Origin of the sequence: Vibrio sp. OPT46 (genome assembly GCF_015163535.1) — a bacterium.
Lineage (GTDB): Bacteria > Pseudomonadota > Gammaproteobacteria > Enterobacterales > Vibrionaceae > Vibrio > Vibrio alginolyticus.
The window spans coordinates 1-507 of the sequence record NZ_JADDYG010000075.1 but is presented as its reverse complement, the minus strand read 5'-3'; the positions used below and the strand labels follow the sequence as shown (position 1 = coordinate 507).

Here is a 507-nt window from a genome sequence, read left to right as displayed (position 1 = left end):
CCGCGCAACAACCTAAAGCGCAAGAGTCTACGTATTGTGCAGTGAAATGGGCCGTCAAAGGATTAATTGAGTCGGTTCGTTTGGAGCTAAAAGGAAAACCTATGAAAATTATCGCGGTTTATCCTGGTGGAATGGATACGGAATTCTGGAAAACAAGCGGCAATACGATGGACACGAGTCACTTCATGCAAGCAGAAGATGCCGCAGAGATGCTCCATAATGCGTTGTCGAGCATTGGGAATGGTTATGTTTCTGATATTACAGTGAATAGAACTTAAAAAGAGTTTCGTATACTCATTTTCATCTGGAAGAGTAGTAGAAAATGGAGCGTACGTTTCTTATGAGTACAGCTTTGTCACACTTTGTGGCGAAATTATCAGCAAACGATAGTTATTTAAGGTATTTCTGCTTGCGCAGGTCAAAAGCTTACGTATAATGCCAACCATCAAAGGGCAATAGCCCAAAGATGCCGGTGTGGTGAAATTGGTATACACGACGGATTCAAAA

1 protein-coding gene is annotated in these 507 nt (G+C 42.0%); it reads left to right on the top strand.

What is annotated here, in order from left to right:
- Positions 1–278: SDR family NAD(P)-dependent oxidoreductase (locus IQR33_RS03290; RefSeq protein WP_193843514.1), on the top strand; the 278-nt coding region annotated here is incomplete at its 5' end.
- Positions 279–507: the final 229 nt, after the last annotated feature.